Genomic DNA, 14,729 nt, shown 5'->3' on the forward strand with positions numbered 1-14,729 from the left:
GTCACCTAAATTTACGTTTCACTTATTGACGAGCTAGCCACTCGTTTAGAGCGTCCCGAATATCACGCGACACGCCTTCAATCGTCTGTTCTGCGTTAATGATAACGATGGAAGGATCGGCATGAGCAATCTCCAAATAACGCTCACGTGTACGCTCGAAGAAACTAATATCCATCTTCTCTATACGATCTAACTCACCACGCCCACGTGCACGCTCAAGCCCAACACGAGGGTCAATATCCATATAGAGAGTGAGAGCAGGTTTAAAATCACCAAGCGTTGTATCCCGGAGATTTTTCATTAACGATGCGTCAATCTGACGGCCACCACCTTGATAAGCTTGCGACGACATATCGTGTCGGTCACCAACCACCCACTGACCGTTTTCCAAAGCTGGTTTGATCACGTTCTCAACCAACTGAACACGTGCAGCGTACAGAAGAAGCAACTCCGTCATGTCCTTAAGTTCTTCGCCTTCGTGCTCTTCTTTCACCAGAGCGCGCATTTTTTCTGCTAGCGGTGTGCCTCCTGGCTCACGGGTATTTACGATATCCTCAATACCGGCCGCTTTTAGCGTATCTAAAACGGTTTTAATCGCAGTGCTTTTACCCGCGCCTTCTAGGCCTTCAACGACAATAAAGTTTGCTTTCATCATTTGTTCTTTCTTAGTTCTCTTAAATAGGCACGAACAGCACGGTTGTGCTCAGCAAGGGATTTCGAAAATACATGTCCGCCCTTTCCACTTGCTACAAAATATAAATAGTTGCTGCTTTCTGGATTCAAAGCCGCTTCAATGGAAGCTTCACCAGCCATCGCAATCGGTGTTGGTGGCAAACCATTGATGGTATAGGTGTTATATGGTGTCGGCGTACGCAAATCTTTCTTACGAATGTTGCCATCGTAGGCGTCACCCATACCATAAATAACTGTCGGATCAGTTTGTAACCGCATGCGTTTGTTCAATCGGTTGATAAACACAGAAGCGACGCGCTCACGCTCAGAATCAATAGCCGTCTCTTTCTCGATGATAGACGCGAGAATCAAGGCTTCATATTTGTCCTGTAATGGCAGCTTTTCTTGACGCGCTTCCCAGTTAGCATCCAGTATTTTATTGAGTTTTCGATGCGCTCGTTTTAATAACTGGCTTTCACTCGCACCCGCTGTGTAATGGTAGGTTTCTGCTAAAAACAACCCTTCTAGCTTTTCTCTCTCAATTCCGAGCTTCGCAGCCATTTCTTTTTCTGAAAGATCGGTTAAATCATGCTTTAAATAAGGAGCACTTTTTAGTTGATCTACCCATTCAGAAAAGCGGCTGCCTTCAACAAAAGTGATCGCAAACTGGTATTCTTTTCCAGTATTCAGATGCTCCAATGTTTGCGAAAGTGACATACCAGGCTCAAGTTGGTAAGTACCCGCTCGCACTTGCAACAATTCTGGATATAAGTGAGGAATTAAACGGATGTACTCCGATGTTTCAATCACCTCATCTTCAACTAAGGCGCGCATGACATGATGAAAGCTTGTACCACTTTCTACAGTAAACAGCTGAGGTTGTTCCAATAGAATAGGCTTTTCAACGTATTGTTTAGCCTGTGAAATTATATAAAAAACAGCTGCTGCGCCTATCACTGCGATCAGCACAACAAAAGCCAACAGTTTTTTAATCACGTAGTTAAATTCCCTTGCAGTCGTTGAGTCAATTTTCCTATCGGAAATATAGTCTTAGAGTTCGATGTCACTATGCTGCGAATAGGTGCGACACCTAATATTGAGTTACACATGAAAGCCTCGTCAGCACTCAGCAAATCTGGAAGTATAAAACGCCCCTCGATGACTTCAATATGACTTACTTTAAGTAACTCAAGCACCTTACGACGCATTACGCCCGTAACGCCTGATAAGGTCAGCTCCGGCGTAAATACTTTATTACCTTTAACCCAAAAAAGGTTGGCCATTGTAGTTTCAATGACATGGTTTTGCACATTTAACGTTATTGCATCTGCAAACTCTGTATTGTCGATTTCAGCCTTGGCGAGAATCTGCTCTAAACGGTTGTTGTGCTTATGTCCCGCAAGTAAAGGTTGAATCCCTAGACGAGTATTACAAACGCCCAAGTCCACACCTTGTTCTTGCCAAGATGAATAATGAGAAGGAAATGCAAAATTGGAAATCGTCACGATAGGGCCTTTAATCCCATTAGGGCTATACCCTCGCCCGCCAATACCGCGGCTAACGTGAATCTTCACCCCCGCTCGTGCGTCAGATAAAACCGCTTTGCTTGCCCAACCATGCACAACTTTCCAGTCAGGTGAAGAGATCTTCAAAGCGTCAAGGCAAGCACTCATGCGCTCAGTATGTTCCTGCCAGTAAACCAACTCTCCATTTTGGGTCAGGATGGTGGTAAAGCCTCCATCACCGTATTGGAATGAGCGATCACCTAGCTCTACATGCGTTTGCGGAACTCCATTTACCCAAAACATTCACGTACCTTCAAATTAGCAGACAACAAATAAAACAAAACGGCTCAATGCTAAGCATCGAGCCGTTAGAATACAAGTTTCGCTTATCTAAATTAGGTTAGATAGTGTTACTCAGCGAACTTCTTGAAGATCAAAGAACCGTTTGTACCACCAAAGCCAAACGAGTTACAGATAGCGTACTCCATACCTTCAACTTTGCGCGCTGTATGCGGCACAAGGTCGATGTCTAGACCTTCTTCTGGATCATCAAGGTTAATGGTTGGCGGAACAATTTGGTCAACCAAAGACATAACCGTGATAATTGCTTCAACAGAGCCAGCAGCACCTAATAGGTGACCCGTCATCGACTTAGTTGAAGATACAAGAACTTGCTTCGCACCTTCTTCACCAAGAGCACGTTTCACGCCTTTGATTTCTGCAACATCACCAGCTGGAGTAGAAGTACCGTGAGCATTCACATAACCTACTTGAGTACCTGTGATGTTAGCGTCACGCATCGCCGCTTCCATCGCAAGTGCACCACCAGAGCCATCTTCGCTTGGAGATGTCATGTGGTAAGCATCACCAGACATACCAAAACCAACCAGTTCTGCGTAAATCTTCGCGCCACGTGCTTTCGCGTGTTCGTACTCTTCAAGCACCATCATGCCAGCACCATCACCTAGAACAAAACCATCACGGCCTTTATCCCATGGGCGAGACGCTTTTTGAGGCTCGTCATTACGAGTAGATAGCGCTTTAGCTGCACCGAAGCCAGCCATGCCAAGAGGCGTAGAAGCTTTTTCTGCACCACCAGCAACCATCGCATCTGCATCGCCGTAGGCAATCATACGTGCTGCATGGCCGATATTATGCAGGCCAGTAGTACATGCGGTAGAAATCGCGATATTTGGACCACGAAGACCACGCATGATAGATAGGTTACCTGCAACCATGTTTACAATGGTCGAAGGAACAAAAAATGGGCTAACTTTGCGAGGGCCTTTGTCTACTAATGCGGTATGGCCAGTTTCGATAAGGTCAAGACCGCCAATGCCTGAGCCGATAGCAACACCAACTCGAGCCGCATTTTCTTCGGTAATTTGTAAGCCAGAGTTATCAAGAGCTTGAATACCCGCTGCAATGCCGTACTGGATGAAAAGGTCCATCTTACGAGCATCTTTTTTAGACATGTACTCTGTGCAATCGAAATCTTTAACAAGACCTGCAAAACGAGTTGAGAAGTTCGTAGTATCAAAGTGCTCGATATTTACGATACCACTTTGACCTTCTAGCAGGGCTTTCCAAGATGATTCTACTGTGTTGCCTACCGGTGACAACATACCCATGCCAGTGACAACTACACGACGCTTGGACACGATATAATTCTCCGGGAATTGAATATTTCTATGAGAGGATAGAAGAAGTTAGAAAGAACACAGGCGGTCTAGGAGACCGCCTGGGAGAGCTAATTACTGAGCGCTGTTTACGTAGTCGATTGCAGCTTGAACAGTAGTGATCTTCTCAGCTTCTTCGTCAGGAATCTCAGTGTCGAATTCCTCTTCTAGAGCCATAACTAGTTCTACAGTGTCTAGAGAATCAGCACCTAGATCGTCAACGAAAGAAGCTTCGTTTTTAACTTCTGCTTCGTCTACACCTAGCTGTTCAACAATGATTTTCTTTACGCGTTCTTCGATGTTGCTCATTTTTCTTTTCCTTTACAGATTTCGCCTAATGCGATGATTCCGTAGTTTATTCGAACTATTGAAAGTTGCAAGGGGGTCCTTGCTGGTCAAACCACAAAATTAGCGAATTTAACCGAATTTCAATACATTTTTGACTTAAATCATGCACAAATCTTGCGCATAAGCATGACAAGTTCATGACAGTTAACTGCAACTATAGGCTATTTTTCACAATGTAAAATAGCTTATTTTGCATAAACTGTCGCATTAAACCATGTACATGCCACCATTTACATGCAAAGTTTCACCAGTAATGTACGCTGCTTCAGGAGAAGCAAGGAAAACTACTGCTGATGCAATTTCACGTGGGTCACCTAAACGACCTGCTGGCACGTTCGACAAAGTTGCCGCACGTTGGTCATCATTTAGCGCCTTAGTCATGTCAGTTTCGATGAAACCAGGAGCAACAGTGTTCACTGTTACACCACGAGACGCAACTTCACGAGCCATTGATTTAGTAAAACCAATCACGCCCGCTTTCGCTGCTGCGTAGTTAGTTTGACCAGCATTACCCATGGTACCAACAACAGAGCCTACGTTGATGATACGACCCGCACGTTTTTTCATCATACCGCGTAAAACCGCTTTAGACATGCGGTAGATAGGCGTTAGGTTGGTATCGATGATGTCGTTCCACTCATCATCTTTCATGCGCATCAATAGGTTGTCACGAGTAATACCAGCGTTATTCACCAGAATATCGATCACACCAAATTCTTCGTTGATCGTTTTTAATGTCGCTTCTATAGACTCGACATCAGTCACGTTAAGCGCTAAGCCTTTACCGTTATCACCAAGATACTCGCTGATAGCAGCCGCACCACTTTCAGAAGTAGCAGTACCGATAACCGTAGCACCTCGCTCGACAAGAAGTTCCGCGATCGCGCGGCCAATACCACGGCTTGCGCCGGTAACTAGCGCGATCTTACCTTCTAGATTCATCATGTTGTGTTTCCTTTTCTTATCGCAAATTTATCGCTTTATGGATTACTTCGCAGCGTCTAGCGATGCGATATCATTCACTGCTGCTGCAGTTAGCGTTTTCACGATACGTTTTGTTAGACCTGTTAAAACTTTACCAGGACCAAGCTCAAGAAGATTTTCTACGCCTTGTTCGTGCATCAGTTCAACTGTTTCAGTCCAACGAACTGGGCTATGTAGCTGACGAACAAGCGCATCTTTGATTTTTGCAGGATCTGTCTCAGCAATCACATCAACGTTGTTGATAACTGGCAGCTGTGGTGAGTTAAATTCGATAGACTCAAGAGCTACAGCAAGTTTTTCCGCTGCTGGCTTCATAAGTGCACAGTGTGAAGGTACTGAAACAGGAAGAGGAAGCGCACGCTTCGCACCAGCTTCTTTACATAGCGCACCAGCTCGCTCTACTGCGTCTTTGCTACCAGCGATAACGACTTGACCAGGCGAGTTAAAGTTTACTGGAGAGACCACTTCGCCTTGCGCTGCGTCTTCACACGCTTTTGCAATCGCATCAGCAGCCAAACCGATAATCGCGTACATTGCGCCAGTACCAGCTGGTACTGCTTCTTGCATAAGTTGACCACGTAATTCAACCAGCTTGATGGCTTCTTTAAAGTCAATAACACCCGCACATACAAGTGCTGAGTACTCACCTAGGCTGTGACCGGCTAGGTTTGCTGGTTGCTCTAAGCCAAGTTCTTGCCATACACGCCAGATTGCAACAGATGAAGCTAGCAAAGCTGGTTGAGTACGGAAAGTCTCGTTTAAATCTTCTGCAGGTCCATTTTGAACAAGCGCCCATAGATCGTAACCTAGTGCGTCAGATGCTTCTGCAAATGTTTGTTTTACTACGTCATATTGTTCGCCTAGTTCTGCAAGCATACCTACAGCTTGAGAACCTTGACCTGGAAATACGATAGCAAACTTGCTCATGTTGTTTTCCTTTAAGCAAAGTAAAAAGAAATAAGATGCACCAAGTGCACCTTAAATTTTGAATTCTTGTGAAACTTAGAACTTCACAAGGGCCGAGCCCCAAGTGAATCCGCCGCCAAACGCTTCAAGAAGCAGAGTTTGACCGCGTTTAATACGACCATCACGTACCGCTTCATCTAGTGCTGTTGGCACAGTTGCAGCTGATGTGTTGCCGTGTTTATCAAGTGTAATCACGACTTGGTCTAGTGACATCGAAAGTTTCTTCGCTGTCGCTGAAATAATGCGGTAGTTCGCTTGGTGCGGCACTAGCCAGTCTAGTTCAGACTTATGCATGTTGTTGGCTTCAAGCGTATCTTTTACTAGTTTCGATAGCTGAGTTACAGCGACTTTGAATACTTCGTTCCCAGCCATATGAAGCCATTTATCCGCATCTTGCCCCCGCACAGGTACAGGTAGGCTTAGAAGCTCTCCGAATTGACCATCCGAGTATATGTGGGTAGAGATAATGCCAGGCTCTTGGCTAGCGCCTACGACAACGGCTCCGGCACCATCACCAAATAGGATAATGGTTGAACGGTCTGTCGGATCACACGTTTTAGACAAAGCATCTGAACCAATCACAAGTACGTTTTTGCACATACCAGATTTGATATGTTGGTCTGCAACAGATAATGCGTACACAAAACCAGAACAAGCAGCGGCTAAGTCAAAAGCTGGACAACCTTTAATGCCAAGCTTTGCCTGCACCTGACACGCAGATGAAGGGAAAGTATGGCTACTGCTCGTTGTGGCTACGATAATCAGGTCGATATCGTTTTTATCAATACCCGCCATATCGATAGCGTTTTCAGCTGCGTAGAATGCCATGTCTGCTACAGTTTCGTTTTCTGCAGCAATTCGACGCTCTTTAATACCCGTGCGAGCAACGATCCACTCATCACTTGTATCTACCATTTTCTCTAGATCTGCGTTTGTACGCACCTGAGATGGCAGGTAGCTGCCAGTACCTAAAATTTTGCTATACATGAAGACTAATAATGCCTCTCGAGTAAAACCGCTTCCAAACGATCGCTAATACGGCTTGGTACTTGTCGTTTGACCTCGTGTACTGCCTCGCCAAGTGCATTGACAATCGCAGATACATCCGCACTTCCATGGCTTTTTATGACAATGCCGCGCAATCCTAGCAAACTTGCGCCGTTATACTGGTCGGGGTTCAGTGTTTTTAGTTCATTAAACAGCCTAGAAAACAACTTTCTAGCTATCCAACCCTTTATCGTTGATGCCATTATGCTGGTTTTAATTTTTTCGATAAAAAGTTGAGCTGTTCCCTCACTGGCTTTTAAGCATACGTTGCCGACAAATCCATCACAAACAATGACGTCCGCAACATCATGCAAAATTTGATTACCTTCGATATAACCGACAAAGTTAATCGCATCGGTCTGAGAAAGCATTTCTGCGCAACGTTTGACTAAATCGTTACCTTTAATCTCTTCTGCGCCAATATTGAGTACAGCAACGCGAGGAGGACGACCCAAGTGTTCTTCAGCTAATGCACTGCCCATTACAGCAAATTGGAACAAGCTATCAGCATCGCACGATACATTCGCCCCCAGATCTAGCATCCAAGTACGCTTTCCGGTAATCGTCGGTAAAGCGGAAACTAAAGCAGGACGTTCAATGCCAGGAAGTAACTTAAGAATGAAACGCGATAGTGCCATTAATGCACCGGTGTTGCCACCACTAACACAAGCATCCGCTTTCTGCTCAGAAACCAAATCGATAGCTATACGCATAGAACTATTTTGGCTATTACGTAACGCCAATGAAGGTTTTTCTGAGTTCGAGATAACTTTCTCGCTGTGAAGAATAGTCAAGCGGGAACTGGTCGAGGTACCGAGTTGAGATAATTGAGACGTGATCAGAGATTGATCACCAATAAGAATCACTTTTAGCTCTGGGAAATGAGACAGTGCCTGCACGGCGGCAGGCACTGTTACGCGTGGACCGAAATCCCCGCCCATTGCATCAAGTGCAACGGTAATACTTTGCAAAGGTTCAACCTTACTTGTTGATAACCTTTTGACCACGGTAGTAACCTTCAGCAGTTACGTTGTGGCGTAGGTGAGTTTCACCAGAAGTCGCGTCTACAGATAGAGCAGCTGTAGTTAGCGCATCGTGTGAACGACGCATACCGCGCTTAGAACGAGTTTTACGGTTTTTCTGTACGGCCATTGACCCTACTCCTATACTATTGGGTTAAAAACCTGAAGAAGAATCGGCTACCACACCTATTACTTTTTCAGACTTTTCAAAACGTCGAATGGATTCGGTTTTTCTTCCTCAATTTCTTCAGGAATCTCACCAAAAACCATGTTATTTGAATCAACGCTACAATCCGCTTCATCGTGCATCGCAATTTGAGGTAATGCTAAGATGAACTCGTCTTCAACAAGTTGTATGAGGTCTAATTCACCATATTCATTTAGATCTACCAAATCATAAATTTCTGGTGCTTCCTGTTCTGTTTTCTCACCGTAGTAAGGAGTAGAAAGGAATTCAACTTCGCACTCATGTGCGAATACCTCATTACAACGCTGACACTCTAAATCGACTTCGATGTTAGCTTTACCAGAGATAACAACGAGTCGCTGTTCATCCATCCCAAATGACAATGAGACTTCTGCGTCGCGTTTTACGCCTTCAGTTGTTTCCACTAAGCGCTTGAAAAGACTAGCTTGGATGATGCCATCGTAATCCAATCGTTTCTGTGCAGCTTTAGCTGGGTCAACCGTTCGCGGTATTTTTACCTTTTGCATAGGGCGCGAATATTATCTTCCAAATCAAAATTAGTCAAAGAAAAAGGCAAAAAAGTTGTACTTTTTTGCGCTTAACATACAGAGCATTAGCCAGAATCATTTTTGATCGATTATCCTATTGGAAATGCTCCCACGAATTGTAATTCAAAATGAAAAATTACCAACTGGTTTTAGCCTCAACTTCCCCTTTTCGTAAACAACTGCTTGAAAAGCTCTCACTACCATTCGTTTGTTTATCACCTGATTGCGATGAAACACCTTTTGACCAAGAAACGCCAACTGAACTTGTGCAGAGACTGGCCCAAGAGAAAGCAATATCTTGCCAGACGGATAAAGCAAGTTTAGTTATCGGCAGTGACCAAGTTTGTGTCATTAATGGTGAAATCGTTGGCAAGCCTTTAAATAGAGATAACGCGATAAATCAACTTTTGGCTCAAAGTGGAAAAGTCATCACTTTCTATACTGGTCTTGCGGTACATAACACCGTCACAAACCATACAGAAGTCGGCTTTGATTCTTTCGAGGTGCACTTTAGAGATTTAACGCTTGAACAAATCGAACGCTACGTCGACAGGGAAGAACCTTTTTACTGCGCAGGCAGCTTTAAAAGCGAAGGCATGGGAATTTGCTTGTTTACGAAATTAGTTGGTAAAGACCCGAACACACTTGTCGGACTACCATTGATTGATTTGATTGATATGTTGCATGTTCAAGGACTCGATGTCCTTTAACCCAAATACGATAAAAGGGAGCCTGTGGCTCCCTTTTGCATCCGCGAGGAAAACATGGTTACGCGTTTCTTAAACCCGCCAACACTTTTTCTAGTTTCGGTTCCATCGGTGCGTTGATTTCCATCCACTCATCATTTGATGGGTGTTGGAACTTGATGTTTGCCGCGTGTAGGAACAAACGATCTAAACCAACTTGACCTGTATAAGCATCAAAGCGGCGATCACCGTAGCGATCATCCCAAGCGATTGGGTGACCAGTGTATTGCGTATGAACTCGGATTTGGTGAGTTCGACCAGTAATCGGACTCGCCTGAATCAATGTAGCTTGTTCGAACTTTTCCAAAATCTTAAAACGCGTTTCTGACGGCTTACCATTAGGGTTAACACGAACAATACTGTTCACTTCGTTTTTGAGCAGTGGCGCGTTCACAACCTTACAACTGCTTTTCCATTGCCCCATGACAAGAGCTAAGTAAAACTTCTTTACTGTCTTTTCACGAAACTGGGCTTGCAAGTGACGAAGTGCAGAACGCTTCTTAGCAACCAGCAAAATCCCTGAAGTATCACGGTCAATACGATGCACAAGTTCAAGAAAGCGAGCTTGAGGACGCAGAGCCCTAAGCGCTTCAATCGCACCAAACTTTAAACCACTGCCACCATGCACAGCGGTGCCAGATGGTTTGTTTAGAATCAACATATGATCATCTTCGAAGATAATCATATTTTCCAACTCAGCGACTTTGTTAAGTTTCGTACTTGGTGCGACATCGTCATCTTTTTTCTCGACGGTAACCGGTGGAATACGAACGAGATCGCCTGCTTTTAACTTGTACTCTGCTTTTATACGCTTTTTATTTACGCGCACTTCGCCCTTACGCACAATTCTGTAAATCATGCTTTTAGGAATGTCTTTTAATTGGTTGCGCAAAAAATTATCAATGCGCTGACCCGCCATATCTTCGTCAATGTCGACGAACTGGACTTTTGTTCTTATTTCGTTCATGAGCCGTATTGTAAACTCAATTTCGTGCGACTTCACATTATTCTTGTCGTAAAAGAAACACTCGGTGGCACATACTGGTCTAAATTTCGCCAAGCTTTTGTTTAAATTATTAAAACTCTCAATCAAGTTCTCAATTTGTTTTCTGTCTTGAACAGTTTGCACATCTCAATTGCTTATGAAACAGCCAGTTATAAAATAGAAATTTTGAGTTTAGCGGCAAATTTTCTATCGTTTGCGTGAAAGCAGATTGCTGATAGCCACGCGCACTGCTATAGTTCACAGCTGCTAAGGAAGGTTTGGTTACATTTTATTCATTACCAATCATTTATCCTCAAGCAATGTGAGTAGATCGTTGAAGGTCGAGTGCAGCATTGGCGTGAGACACATCGAATTCAACACTCTTGCCACCCTACTCCTCGCATATTCACGTTGAGTACCTACCGCCCAAATAGCGGGTCACAAGTCTACGTTTCCAACAGAAACTACAAGAGGCTTGTGATGACTGAAGTGCCCGAGAGCATCCCCTTCCAGCCGGGAGGCTGCAAAATACAAGCCATGGGATCAGGCACCGTGAAAGAGCGAAAAAACAGTGGCAAGTCGACAAGAAAGATATAAAAGAAAAGACAACGAGAATTTTCAATGAAAAGAATGTTAATTAACGCAACTCAAAAAGAAGAGTTGCGTGTCGCTCTGGTTGATGGCCAGCGACTTTTCGATCTTGATATCGAGAGTCCAGGTCATGAATCTAAAAAAGCGAATATCTACAAAGGACGTATCACACGTATCGAACCAAGCTTAGAAGCCGCATTTGTTGATTACGGCGCCGAGCGTCACGGTTTCCTCCCTCTCAAAGAAATTGCCCGCGAATATTTCCCTGAAGGTTACACCTACCAAGGTCGTCCAAGCATCAAAGAAGTGCTAACGGAAGGCCAAGAAGTTATCGTTCAAGTGGAAAAAGAAGAACGTGGAAGCAAGGGCGCAGCTCTTACTACTTTCATTTCTCTTGCTGGTAGTTACCTTGTTCTGATGCCTAACAACCCTCGTGCTGGCGGTATTTCTCGTCGAATCGAAGGTGACGAGCGTACTCAACTAAAAGCCGCATTAAGTACTTTGGAACTGCCTCAGGGCATGGGCCTAATCGTACGTACTGCTGGCGTTGGCAAGAGTGCTGAAGAGCTTGAGTGGGATTTGAATGTACTACTTAACCACTGGGGTGCAATCAAAGGTGCAGCGGACTCTAACCCTGCTCCATTCTTAATCCACCAAGAAAGTAACGTTATCGTTCGTGCAATCCGTGACTATTTGCGTCGTGATATTGGCGAAATCTTAATTGATAGCAACACCATCTACGAACGTGCAAAAGAGCACATTCAATTGGTGCGCCCTGATTTCCTTAACCGCGTTAAGAAATATGAAGGCGAAGTTCCACTATTCAGCCACTACCAAATCGAAAGCCAAATTGAATCGGCTTTCCAACGTGAAGTGCGTCTGCCATCTGGTGGTTCTATTGTTATTGACCCGACTGAAGCACTAACGTCTATCGATATCAACTCTGCTCGTGCAACCAAGGGCGGCGATATTGAAGAAACAGCTCTAAACACGAACCTAGAAGCAGCCGACGAAATTGCTCGCCAATTGCGTCTACGTGACTTAGGTGGCTTAGTGGTTATCGACTTTATCGATATGACCCCAGTTCGTCACCAACGAGAAGTAGAAAACCGTCTACGTGAAGCCGTTCGCCTTGACCGCGCTCGTGTACAAATCGGTCGTATTTCTCGCTTTGGTTTGTTGGAGATGTCACGCCAGCGCTTGAGCCCTTCTCTTGCAGAAGCAAGCCATCACATCTGTCCTCGCTGTAGCGGAACTGGTGTCGTTCGCGACAACGAATCTCTAGCACTTTCTGTACTTCGTTTAATTGAAGAGGAAGCGCTAAAAGACAACACAGCACAAGTACTTGCAGTCGTACCTGTGCCAATCGCCTCTTACTTATTGAACGAAAAACGTCGTTCAGTAAACCATATCGAACGCATTCAAGAAGTGAAAATTACGGTTGTTCCTAACTCTGATATGGAAACACCGCACTTTGAAGTTATCCGTGTTCGTGAAGGCGAAGAGTTCGATCTGATTTCTTACTTACTTCCTAAGAAACTGGAAGCAATGAAAGAAGCAGAAGGTAAAGAGCCAGCGGAAGTTGACGTAAAACCAAAACGAATTGAAGAGCCAGTTCTTAAAGGCTTTGCGGCTCCGTCTCAAACCGCACCTGCACCAGCAGCTAAACCAGCTCCTGAGGCGAAGAAGAAAGAACAAAACGTTGAACAAGAAGAGAAACCTGGATTGTTCAGCCGTCTGTTTAAAGCACTTGGTAGCTTCCTATTCGGTGGTTCTGAAGAAATAAAAGAAGAACAGAAACCTCAGGAAGAGAAAAAACCAAATCGCGATAATCGACGTAACAAACGTGATCGTAACGATCGTCGTCGCAATAGCAACCAGCGCGATAATCGTGATAACCGCGACAATCGCGATAACCGACGTCGTCGTAAGCCTCGTGATGAGCAGGCTAATGAGCAAAACGAAGCTCAACAACAAACAAATAAACCGCAAAACCGTAACCAAAAGCGTAAACCTAAAGCTCAACAGGCAGATAAAGCCCAAGAGCAGAAAGCAAACGCAAAAGTAGCGGAAAAAGGTCTGCAGCTAGCAGCGGAAGCTCGTACTGAAACAAAACCAGAAGAGAGCAAACCGAAGCAGCAAAATGCGAAAGCAGAAAAAGTGAAAGAGCGCCGCCAACGTCGCAAATTGAACAAGTCTGTACGCGTTAAGGACCAAGAAGCTATTGAGAAGAAAGCCGAAGAAACAGCGGTTAAGACTCAAGAAACGGTTGAAGCTAAAGTTGAAAAGCCAACAGAAGCAGCGGTAGAGGCACAGCAAGACAACAAGCAAGCAGAGTCTAAGCAACGTCGTAATCGTCGTTCGCCACGTCACCTGCGTGCAAGCGGCCAGCGTCGTCGCCGTGGCCGTGATCGCCGCCCTAACCCGTTCCGCCTACGTAAGGGAGGTGTCGCTTCTCCTGAAATGGCTATGGGTAAAGTAATGCCACGTTACATTCCGAAACCAGCACCTAAGAAGGAAGAGCGAGTTAAGGAAGAAGCTGTAGCAGCAGTACCTACAATCCAAGGTGGCTTTGCGTGTCCAGAAATGGCAATGGGTAAAGTGATTATTCGTCGCGAGCAGCCTGTCGTAACAGATGCGCCAGTTGTTGAACACAAGGTTCAAGAAACCGTTGAAGCGAAAGTGGAAGCTCCAGTAGTAGAAGCACCCGTTGTGGAAGCACCTGCTGTGGAAACAGTAATCACAGAAAAAGCTGAATCAGCAGTAATAGAAACAGCCTCGGTAGAGCCTATCGTTGAAACTCCTGTAACTGAACATGCTGAACCGGTTGATGCCATTGTAGAAACGGCACCTGCTGAAGAGCCTATCGTTGAAGCAGAAAAAGAGATTGCGGCCGAAGCGCCAGTAGATAAACCAGAGCCTAAAGTCGAAGCCATTAAAGTTGCGGCTAAGCTAAACGCTAGCGCACCGATGACAAAAGCACCTGGCCCTCAAGAGCTACGCGAAATCACGGTTGCAGCAGCACCGTTCAAAACCGAACGTTACCAAGCTAAAGGTGCTGGTAGCCAAGTGGCTAAAAACCGTGCATCGGCAGAGATGACAAAGCCTAACTTTAACTAGGCTAAATCATTACGTTCAACTGCTTAACGGCATAAATAAATTAAAGGCTACCATCTGGTAGCCTTTTTTATCTTCATATTTGCCCAAAAAATTGTTCATATAAATACCAATTCGTGATCACATTTGTACGCCATTATTCGTATCATTCTTGAACTTAATCACACTTTTCGGTAGCATGCGCCGACTCAAGTTTTCGACACCATTCTGATGCTGCTCTTTTAATACTACGGTTTACACTGCAATGTTTGATTAAAATTCAACCTTCCAGTGGCTTGTGCAAATACGAATATGTGTCGGGTTTAACTCATTGCAAAGAGAACTTAAAAACA

The 14,729-nt window shown here is 44.7% G+C and carries 14 protein-coding genes; 2 read left to right on the forward strand and 12 right to left on the reverse strand.

The features are described from left to right. Nucleotides 1–22: 22 nt before the first annotated feature. From tmk to yceD, 11 genes are all read right to left on the reverse strand, one after another. Nucleotides 23–655 carry a dTMP kinase gene (tmk, locus tag H9L11_RS01450; protein WP_005387350.1) on the reverse strand — a complete coding sequence of 211 codons (633 nt, stop codon included), beginning with the start codon at nucleotides 653–655 and terminating at the stop codon, nucleotides 23–25. Then, nucleotides 652–1,668 (reverse strand): endolytic transglycosylase MltG, encoded by a 1,017-nt coding sequence (gene mltG, locus H9L11_RS01455; RefSeq protein ID WP_025767224.1) that lies wholly within the window; start codon nucleotides 1,666–1,668, stop codon nucleotides 652–654. Before mltG ends, tmk begins: the two co-directional genes overlap by 4 nt. Next, complete coding sequence (gene pabC, locus H9L11_RS01460) at nucleotides 1,665–2,480, reverse strand: aminodeoxychorismate lyase (RefSeq protein WP_042523095.1); 816 nt, start codon at nucleotides 2,478–2,480, stop codon at nucleotides 1,665–1,667. Before pabC ends, mltG begins: the two co-directional genes overlap by 4 nt. Before the next feature lie 107 nt (nucleotides 2,481–2,587). After that, nucleotides 2,588–3,838 (reverse strand): beta-ketoacyl-ACP synthase II, encoded by a 1,251-nt coding sequence (fabF, locus tag H9L11_RS01465; protein WP_033905745.1) that lies wholly within the window; start codon nucleotides 3,836–3,838, stop codon nucleotides 2,588–2,590. A gap of 93 nt (nucleotides 3,839–3,931) precedes the next feature. Continuing rightward, complete coding sequence (gene acpP / locus H9L11_RS01470; protein ID WP_004406112.1) at nucleotides 3,932–4,165, reverse strand: acyl carrier protein; 234 nt, start codon at nucleotides 4,163–4,165, stop codon at nucleotides 3,932–3,934. A gap of 246 nt (nucleotides 4,166–4,411) precedes the next feature. After that, nucleotides 4,412–5,146: a 3-oxoacyl-ACP reductase FabG gene (gene fabG / locus H9L11_RS01475; protein WP_031781117.1), complete on the reverse strand. Its 735-nt coding sequence runs from the start codon at nucleotides 5,144–5,146 to the stop codon at nucleotides 4,412–4,414. 45 nt (nucleotides 5,147–5,191) lie between these two features. After that, nucleotides 5,192–6,115: an ACP S-malonyltransferase gene (gene fabD, locus H9L11_RS01480; RefSeq protein ID WP_205390958.1), complete on the reverse strand. Its 924-nt coding sequence runs from the start codon at nucleotides 6,113–6,115 to the stop codon at nucleotides 5,192–5,194. Between the two features lie 75 nt (nucleotides 6,116–6,190). After that, nucleotides 6,191–7,141 (reverse strand): beta-ketoacyl-ACP synthase III, encoded by a 951-nt coding sequence (locus H9L11_RS01485; RefSeq protein WP_017821385.1) that lies wholly within the window; start codon nucleotides 7,139–7,141, stop codon nucleotides 6,191–6,193. A 5-nt stretch (nucleotides 7,142–7,146) separates the two neighbouring features. Beyond that, nucleotides 7,147–8,172, reverse strand: coding sequence for a phosphate acyltransferase PlsX (plsX, locus tag H9L11_RS01490; RefSeq protein ID WP_053304235.1), 1,026 nt, complete (start codon nucleotides 8,170–8,172; stop codon nucleotides 7,147–7,149). A 10-nt stretch (nucleotides 8,173–8,182) separates the two neighbouring features. Then, nucleotides 8,183–8,353 carry a 50S ribosomal protein L32 gene (rpmF, locus tag H9L11_RS01495; RefSeq protein WP_005396978.1) on the reverse strand — a complete coding sequence of 57 codons (171 nt, stop codon included), beginning with the start codon at nucleotides 8,351–8,353 and terminating at the stop codon, nucleotides 8,183–8,185. A gap of 59 nt (nucleotides 8,354–8,412) precedes the next feature. Then, nucleotides 8,413–8,937, reverse strand: coding sequence for a 23S rRNA accumulation protein YceD (gene yceD, locus H9L11_RS01500; protein ID WP_005387307.1), 525 nt, complete (start codon nucleotides 8,935–8,937; stop codon nucleotides 8,413–8,415). Nucleotides 8,938–9,086: 149 nt separating this feature from the next. Here yceD and H9L11_RS01505 point away from each other — a divergent pair, with 149 nt between their 5' ends. Further along, nucleotides 9,087–9,668, forward strand: a complete 582-nt coding sequence (locus tag H9L11_RS01505; RefSeq protein WP_005380845.1) for a nucleoside triphosphate pyrophosphatase — start codon at nucleotides 9,087–9,089, stop codon at nucleotides 9,666–9,668. A gap of 58 nt (nucleotides 9,669–9,726) precedes the next feature. Here the strand turns inward: H9L11_RS01505 and rluC are convergent, their stop codons facing one another. Next, nucleotides 9,727–10,671, reverse strand: coding sequence for a 23S rRNA pseudouridine(955/2504/2580) synthase RluC (gene rluC / locus H9L11_RS01510; RefSeq protein ID WP_021033985.1), 945 nt, complete (start codon nucleotides 10,669–10,671; stop codon nucleotides 9,727–9,729). A 639-nt stretch (nucleotides 10,672–11,310) separates the two neighbouring features. Here rluC and rne point away from each other — a divergent pair. Beyond that, the gene (rne, locus tag H9L11_RS01515; RefSeq protein ID WP_053304234.1) at nucleotides 11,311–14,400 is read left to right on the forward strand and encodes a ribonuclease E; all 3,090 of its coding nucleotides are present in this window, start codon (nucleotides 11,311–11,313) and stop codon (nucleotides 14,398–14,400) included. Nucleotides 14,401–14,729 lie beyond the last annotated feature (329 nt).

The organism is Vibrio sp. sp1 (assembly GCF_016920955.1).
Taxonomy (GTDB): domain Bacteria; phylum Pseudomonadota; class Gammaproteobacteria; order Enterobacterales; family Vibrionaceae; genus Vibrio; species Vibrio alginolyticus.

Excerpts from the sequence above, each read along its gene's own strand:
- tmk (WP_005387350.1), bottom strand. The coding sequence starts at position 655 with ATGATGAAAGCAAACTTTATTGTCGTTGAAGGCCTAGAAGGCGCGGGT.
- pabC (WP_042523095.1), bottom strand. The coding sequence starts at position 2,480 with ATGTTTTGGGTAAATGGAGTTCCGCAAACGCATGTAGAGCTAGGTGAT.
- acpP (WP_004406112.1), bottom strand. The coding sequence starts at position 4,165 with ATGAGCAACATCGAAGAACGCGTAAAGAAAATCATTGTTGAACAGCTA.
- fabG (WP_031781117.1), bottom strand. The coding sequence starts at position 5,146 with ATGAATCTAGAAGGTAAGATCGCGCTAGTTACCGGCGCAAGCCGTGGT.
- fabD (WP_205390958.1), bottom strand. The coding sequence starts at position 6,115 with ATGAGCAAGTTTGCTATCGTATTTCCAGGTCAAGGTTCTCAAGCTGTA.
- H9L11_RS01485 (WP_017821385.1), bottom strand. The coding sequence starts at position 7,141 with ATGTATAGCAAAATTTTAGGTACTGGCAGCTACCTGCCATCTCAGGTG.
- rpmF (WP_005396978.1), bottom strand. The coding sequence starts at position 8,353 with ATGGCCGTACAGAAAAACCGTAAAACTCGTTCTAAGCGCGGTATGCGT.
- yceD (WP_005387307.1), bottom strand. The coding sequence starts at position 8,937 with ATGCAAAAGGTAAAAATACCGCGAACGGTTGACCCAGCTAAAGCTGCA.
- H9L11_RS01505 (WP_005380845.1), top strand. The coding sequence starts at position 9,087 with ATGAAAAATTACCAACTGGTTTTAGCCTCAACTTCCCCTTTTCGTAAA.
- rluC (WP_021033985.1), bottom strand. The coding sequence starts at position 10,671 with ATGAACGAAATAAGAACAAAAGTCCAGTTCGTCGACATTGACGAAGAT.
- rne (WP_053304234.1), top strand. The coding sequence starts at position 11,311 with ATGAAAAGAATGTTAATTAACGCAACTCAAAAAGAAGAGTTGCGTGTC.